Annotated in this window: 5 protein-coding genes; 4 read left to right on the top strand and 1 reads right to left on the bottom strand. The window is 64.5% G+C overall.

Translation table 11 applies throughout. The features are described 5' to 3' along the window. Nucleotides 1–34 precede the first annotated feature (34 nt). From BRAS3843_RS36195 to BRAS3843_RS36180, 4 genes are read left to right on the top strand one after another with little or no spacing between them, the layout of a single operon-like run. A complete protein-coding gene (locus BRAS3843_RS36195; RefSeq protein WP_085967074.1) occupies nt 35–820 on the top strand; it encodes a hypothetical protein in 786 nt (261 codons plus the stop codon). Nucleotides 821–830: 10 nt separating this feature from the next. After that, nucleotides 831–2,453 (top strand): hypothetical protein, encoded by a 1,623-nt coding sequence (locus BRAS3843_RS36190; protein WP_008974244.1) that lies wholly within the window; start codon nt 831–833, stop codon nt 2,451–2,453. Further along, nucleotides 2,443–3,690: a hypothetical protein gene (locus BRAS3843_RS36185; RefSeq protein ID WP_050886594.1), complete on the top strand. Its 1,248-nt coding sequence runs from the start codon at nt 2,443–2,445 to the stop codon at nt 3,688–3,690. Before BRAS3843_RS36190 ends, BRAS3843_RS36185 begins: the two co-directional genes overlap by 11 nt. Continuing rightward, a complete protein-coding gene (locus BRAS3843_RS36180) occupies nt 3,687–5,189 on the top strand; it encodes an aspartate aminotransferase family protein (protein ID WP_008974242.1) in 1,503 nt (500 codons plus the stop codon). The genes BRAS3843_RS36185 and BRAS3843_RS36180 overlap by 4 nt, the downstream gene beginning before the upstream one ends. A gap of 167 nt (nt 5,190–5,356) precedes the next feature. Here the strand turns inward: BRAS3843_RS36180 and flbT are convergent, their stop codons facing one another. After that, a complete protein-coding gene (flbT, locus tag BRAS3843_RS36175) occupies nt 5,357–5,797 on the bottom strand; it encodes a flagellar biosynthesis repressor FlbT (protein ID WP_035984002.1) in 441 nt (146 codons plus the stop codon). Nucleotides 5,798–6,305: the final 508 nt, after the last annotated feature.

The raw sequence follows: 6,305 nt of genomic DNA, 5'->3' as shown, positions 1-6,305 counted from the left end.
GGCTTTGCGTCCTTCGGAGGCAATCGTGACCGACGTGAATGAGCGGATCCATCTTGTGATTGCGACACCCTGCTTCGGCGGGCAGGTGTCGAGCATCTATGCGAGCTCGATCTTTGCGCTACAGCGGGAGCTGCGGGCGACCTCCAATGTGAACCTGACCGTCCACATGCGCGATGGTGACGCACTGATTACGCGGGCGAGAGCCAATCTGGTCACGTTGTTTCTCAACGATCCGACCGCGACACATCTTCTGTTCGTGGATGCCGATATCGGCTTCACGCCACAGCAGGTGTTCCGCCTGATCGAATCGGGCGGCGACATGGTCGCCGGCGTCTATCCGATCAAGCGGGTGAACTGGAACAAGGCCAAGCGGGCGATCCACACCGGTCGGCCGGATGTCCCATCGGCCGCGCTCGACTACGTGCTGGAGATCGACAATCCCGACCACGTCGTGGTGGTCAACGGCTTTGCCCGCGTGCGTTATGCCGGCACCGGCTTCCTGATGATCCGCCGCCGCGTGCTGGAGACCATGTGCGCCCATCCGGGCTATGCGCCGCTGCAGTTCTTTCGCGAGCACTCGGACGATGCGCTCGCCGGCAATCCGAACCGCTTCGCCTTGTTCGAATGCATGATCGATCCGGCGACCGGCACCTATCTGTCCGAGGACTTCGCCTTCTGCAAGCGCTGGACCGATCTCGGCGGACAGATCTGGGCCGATCTGGACAGCCGCCTCGACCATGTCGGTCCGTCCGTATTTCATGGCAATGTCGCGTCCCAATTCGCACCGGCTGCGGCGGCCACCGCGGCGGATGCGGCCTGACGAGCGCACGATGGCGCCGGTTACGTCCCAGCTGCAGACTGCCGCGTTCGAGCGCTTGGGTGGGGGAGGGGCGTCCGCGGGCCTGCGCGATCTGTTTGCGCTGCTCGGCGATCTCCTGATCGACGGCGGCGATCTCAGGCTCGCGCTCGACCGGCCCTGGGGCCACAATGCCTATGGCTGCAGTCCGACGCCTTCGCCCGAGATCCTGAACTTCGCATCTAGCACGGCCTCGCCCATCTCGGAGCGCGCCTATGCGCGGGCCGAGCTTGCGCGCGAGCAACTGATGCATGTCGCGATCCATCACGGTGTCGGCGAAGCGCTCGACCGCCGCACCGAGGAGATGCGCTCAGAACTGAAGACGCTGCTCGGCCTCGACGCTGACATCGGTGTCGTGTTCTCGCCCTCGGGGACGGACTCGCAGCTGCATGCGCTTGGCCTGGCGCGGGCGCGGCTCGGCGACGCGCTGACCACGATCGTGGTCGGATCCGACCAGACCGGCAGCGGCACCGAGGCCACCGCGCGCGGCCGCCATTTCGGCGCGACGACGGCGCATGGCGCATCCGTGCAGAAGGGACAGCCGGTCGAAGGTCTCGCCGGAGACAGCATCGGCGTGCCATTGCTCGATTGCGCGACACTCGAGCCGCGCGATGATTGTGGCTCGGCGCTGATCGGCGCGGTCGAGACGGCGATCGCCTCCGGTCACGCCGTGATGCTGCAGGTCATGGATGCATCGAAGCTCGGCTGGCGTGCGCCGGATCGGGCCTGCCTCGACGAGATCGCACGTCGCTGGCCGGGACAAGTCCAGATCGTGGTCGATGCCTGCCAGATGCGTTTGAGCCGCCGGCGTATCAGCGACTGTCTCGATCGCGGCCATCTGGTGCTCGTCACCGGCTCCAAATTCTTCGGCGGGCCGGCCTTCAGCGGCGCGGTGCTGGTGCCGCCGCAGCTCGCAAAGTCAGTCGAACGCGGCGCTGCGCTTGCAGCCGGATTGTCCGACTATGTCAGCCGCAGCGACTGGCCGATGAATTGGACCGCACTGCGCGCGGCCTCGCCGGCGCGGGCGAATATCGGTCAGTGGTTGCGCTGGGAAGCGGCGCTGGCCGAGATCGCGGCCTATTATCAGGTGCCGGATCGTTATCGTCGCAAGGTGCTGTGCGAGTTCGGCGGTGTCACCGAGAGCCTCCTGATGCTTTCGCCGGCCTTGCGGCCGCTCGCGACGGCCGCAGCGAGCGCAGACGCGGATGATGACGAATTCGGATTCCCGACGATTTTTCCATTCGCGCTCCAGCGCGACGGCCGGCTGCTCGGCGCCGGCGAGGTGCAACTGATCTATCGCGCGCTCCAGCGCGATCTCGGCGCTCGCTTCAGCGGCGGTGCGGCCGAGGTTGCCGCGCGCCAATGCCTGATCGGCCAGCCGGTTCGCATCGATGCGCCTGGCAGCGGTCCGACGGCGCTGCTGCGCCTGTGCCTCGGCGCGCGGCAGGTGATCGAAACCTGGAGCGACGATCTCACGACCACCCGCGTCAATATCGACGCGGAAATCGGCCGTATCGCGGACGTGATTGCCAAAATCGAGCTGCTTGTCGCTGATGTGGGCAGCCGGGATCTCAGGGATATGTGTGATGGTATCTGACGTGCTCGCAGTGTCGGCTTCTGCGCAGATCGCCGACCGCATCGGCCTCGCCAAGCTCGCCAAGGCGGCCTTCGATGGCAAGGATCTCAGGCCGCTGTGGGGCGGGCTGATCGCCAAGCTGCTCGACGGCAGTGCGGTAGCGGGCGAGGGGCTCGATGCCGCGCTGCTCGCGCAGCTGCTGGGTGACAAATCCGCCGGGCTTGCCATCCAGCAGGACGTCCTGCAGGCGCAACAATTGTATCGTGCGCCATGCGGGAGCGCAGCGCCGCGGCTGCGCGTGCTGGCGCTCGCCGCCGCAACCGACATGGGCAGCAACACGCCGATCGAGTTCCTGCTCGAGGACGCCGATATCGAGCTGATGACGCTGTACGTGATTCCGGGAGTGGAGCTGCCGTCGCCGCTGCCGGAGCATGATGTCGCCATCGTCATCGCCTCCGATTCGGATGACTGCCAGCATACGCTGCAACAGATCGACCAAGTGGCGGCGCGCTGGCCGCGTCCGCTGCTCAATCCGCCGCGGCTGATCGCAAAGCTCGATCGCGACAAGCTGCACCGGCTGCTCGCCGGCATCGAAGGCCTCATGATGCCCGCCACCGTCGCTGCTGTCCGCGAACGGCTGATCGAGATCGCGGAGGAGCGGGAACAGCTCACCACGATCGCCACCGATCTCGCCTTTCCCATCATCATCCGGCCGCGTGGATCGCATGCCGGCGTCGGTCTCGCCAAGCTCGATGAGCCGATCGAGCTCTCGCTCTATCTCGATGAGCACGACGAGCAGGAGTTCTTTGTCGCGCCCTTTATCGATTATGCGAGCGAGGATGGCCTGTTTCGTAAATATCGCATCGTTTTCATCGACGGCCGGCCCTATGCCTGCCACATGGCGATCGCGGCACGCTGGGACATCTGGTATCTCAACGCTGGGATGGCGGCGAACGAAGCCAAGCGCTTCGAGGAAGCCACCTTCATGCAGACGTTCGACATCGGCTTCGGGCGACGGCATCGCACCGCGCTTGCGGTGCTCGCCGAGCGTATCGGGCTCGACTACTTTATCATCGATTGCGCCGAGACCAAAGACGGCTCGCTGCTGGTGTTCGAGGCCGACAATACGGCCGTCGTGCACAACATGGATCAGCCCGAGATGTTCCCTTATAAGCCGCCGCAGATGCGGACGATCTTCGCAGCCTTTGTCGGCATGATCGAGGGGCGGGTGGCGAGCGCCCGTGAGCAGGCCGCATGAGCGTCGCGCCGGATATCAGCCAATCCGAGCGGCAGACGCTCGACCCGCAGGATTGGGATGATCTCCGTGCGCAAGGTCATCGCATGCTCGATGACATGATCGACTACGTCGCCAATATTCGTGCGCGACCGGTCTGGCAGCCAATTCCGTCGGAGACGCGTGCGCGGTTTCGCGAACCCCTGCCGCACGCGCCTTGCGAGCTCGGCGAGGTCTATCGCGATTTTGCCGAGCACGTGGTTCCTTACGCGGTCGGCAATGTGCATCCGGCCTTCATGGGCTGGGTGCATGGCGGCGGATCCGTGGTCGGGATGCTGGCGGAGATGCTGGCGGCGGGCCTGAACGCCAATCTCGGCGGACGCGATCACATGCCGATAGAGGTCGAGCGGCAGGTGGTCGCGTGGACGCGGGAGATGTTCGGTTTTCCGTCCGGTGCGAGCGGCCTGTTCGTCACTGGAACCTCGATGGCCAATCTGATGGCCGTCCTGGTGGCGCGGCGGGCCGCACTTGGGCCCGGTGTTCGCCAGCAGGGCATCGCCGGCAGCGGAGAATTGCTGCGGGCCTATACGTCGAAGGCTGCGCATGGTTGCATCAGCAAGGCGATGGATATTGCCGGCTTCGGCAGCAACGCGTTGCGCTGTGTCGGAGTCGATGGCGACCATCGGATCGATATCGCGGCGCTGCGCAGTGCCATCGCCAACGATCGCAAAGCGGGGCTGCGTCCGTTCCTGGTGGTGGCGTCAGCCGGCACGGTCGATATCGGCGCGATCGACGATCTCGCCGCGGTGGCCGCGCTCTGCCGCGAGGAGAAGCTGTGGTTTCACGTCGACGGCGCGTTCGGCGCGCTGGCGATCCTGTCGCCGCAGTTGGCACCTCGGCTTGCCGGGATCGAGCAGGCGGACTCGATCGCGCTCGACTTCCACAAATGGGGGCAGGTGCCTTACGACGCCGGCTTCCTGCTGGTGCGCGACGGTGAACGCCATCGCGAGACCTTCGCCGCGCCGGCCGCCTATTTGCGCCGGGAGGCGCGGGGACTTGCAGGCGGCGGCGAGTGGCCGTGCGATCTTGGCCCTGATCTGTCGCGCGGCTTTCGCGCGCTGAAAACCTGGTTCACGTTGAAGACGTTCGGCGCCGACAGGCTGGGCGCAATGATTGCGCGCACCTGTGAGCTCGCCAGATATCTCGAAGCGCGGGTGGGCGCGGAGCCGGAGCTCGAGCTCATGGCGCCGGTGAATCTCAATATCGCCTGCTTCCGTTATCGCGCCGCCGATCCCGATACGGTGAATGGCGAGGTCATCGCCGACATCCAGGAGGCGGGGATCGCCGCACCATCGAGCACGATGCTTGACGGCCGACTGGCGATCCGTGCCGCGATCGTCAATCACCGCACCGACGAGCGCGATATCGATGCGCTGATCGCAGCGGTCTTGATGTTCGGCCGGCAACGTGCGGCCGGCGAGCCGGCGCTCATGGAGATCGAAGCGCCGCCATTGGCGCTGTGAAGCACGGCAAAGGCGGCGCGTTTTGCAGTATGAGCGGGCCCGGCTTTTCCGAACTAAAGCGCGATGAGATTAAAAAGAATCGTCATCGCGCTTTAGGTTATTGTTTGAGCATGATCTTTTCGGAAAACCGCTTCGCACTTTTCCGGATCATGCTCTAAGCCAGATGATCAGGCCGCAGAGCTGACGTCGGATTCGGTTGACGCGGCTGCAGCCTTCGCCTGTTCGGCCTGCTCCAGAAGTGTCTTTTCATAGGCGACGAGCTTCTTGGCTTCTTTCAGCGCCTGATAGAGGTCCCCATTGAGAATGTGGGCGTTGATAGCTTCGATCAGCGGCCAGGCGCTCGGCACGGTCGTAATGATGTCGCGCAGCAGATTGAAATAGGTGCCGTGGCTGGCATCGGTGCCCGGCGAGATGTACATCAGCTGCACCGCCAGATAGACGAGCTTCGCCGGCGTATCGGCGTTTTCCGGCGTCATGATGTCTTTTTCGCGCAGGATCGGGATGTTGTCGCCGTCGATCAGGAGCCGCGCGCGTTGATCGGTGTTGGTGATCACGCAGGAGCCGATGATGATTCGCTCGTGCGGCTTGAGTTCGACTTTCAGGGCCATCCTTGTTCTCCGTTGCCGTGTCTTGCCGATGTGGCGAGCCGGGTGTTTGCAGGCCTGCTATCGGCGCTTGGCGAGCTTGGGAAATGAAGTAGATCGCCGTGCGTTGCCGCGCTCGAAGGCCGGTCGGCGGACGGCAAATCCTTTCCGAACAAGGTTAACGCCCGGTAAACGGCCCGGGCTCATGGTAAATGCGCTGTGTTATCAACGGGCTTTCGATCGGCTGCCTCAGGCCGCAGCCCGCTGCAGGCGCCCAAGGATGCGGCAGCGGATGATCCGGCGCGTCCGGCCTTCAGTTTTTGTTAGCCACTCCCATTCACCTTGTTTCGCGTCGCCCCGATCGCGAAGTCGGTCGCGGGCTTCGCCTGATCTCGAAGGGATCAGGACCGAATTTCACACCAGAAGGGTTTGAATAATGTCAGGTATCGTTCTCTCCGCGTCGGTGCGTCAGAACCTGCTCTCGCTGCAGTCGACCGCACAGCTTCTCGCCACCACGCAGAACAACCTCGCT

The organism is Bradyrhizobium sp. STM 3843, from assembly GCF_000239815.1.
Taxonomy (GTDB): domain Bacteria; phylum Pseudomonadota; class Alphaproteobacteria; order Rhizobiales; family Xanthobacteraceae; genus Bradyrhizobium.
The sequence above is the reverse complement of the archived record's forward strand: the minus strand, read 5'-3'. Positions and strand labels throughout refer to the sequence as shown.

Bases quoted from the DNA above. Each gene is read 5' to 3' on its own strand.
- BRAS3843_RS36180 (WP_008974242.1), top strand. From the start codon at position 3,687: ATGAGCGTCGCGCCGGATATCAGCCAATCCGAGCGGCAGACGCTCGAC.
- BRAS3843_RS36190 (WP_008974244.1), top strand. From the start codon at position 831: ATGGCGCCGGTTACGTCCCAGCTGCAGACTGCCGCGTTCGAGCGCTTG.
- BRAS3843_RS36185 (WP_050886594.1), top strand. From the start codon at position 2,443: ATGGTATCTGACGTGCTCGCAGTGTCGGCTTCTGCGCAGATCGCCGAC.
- flbT (WP_035984002.1), bottom strand. From the start codon at position 5,797: ATGGCCCTGAAAGTCGAACTCAAGCCGCACGAGCGAATCATCATCGGC.